Genomic DNA, 207 nt, shown 5'->3' with positions numbered 1-207 from the left:
CCTGGGCGGTGGTGATGCCGAGCACCTCGGCAACGCCTCGATCCCCGCCGGCGAGATCCGACCGTCCACGCTCTGCACCAGGTGCAGCATCGGCAGCAGCGCAGAGCGAGGCTGCGGGTAGCGTCCGGCCAGTTGGCGCAACTCCGACATGGTCGCCTCGTCGATGGACGTGGTGGTGTCGGACATGTCCACCTCGCCGGATTCACC

Annotated in this window: 1 pseudogene; it reads right to left on the bottom strand. The window is 68.6% G+C overall.

The annotated features are described in order from the left end of the window. Positions 1–207: pseudogene (locus BN358_RS24915) on the bottom strand (NAD(P)H-dependent oxidoreductase subunit E); the annotation flags it as partial.

The sequence above is a fragment of the Sedimentibacter sp. B4 genome (genome assembly GCF_000309315.1).
Lineage (GTDB): Bacteria > Bacillota > Clostridia > Tissierellales > Sedimentibacteraceae > Sedimentibacter > Sedimentibacter saalensis.
Note: the sequence above shows the minus strand (reverse complement) of the source record. Positions and strands in the feature narration are given on the sequence as shown.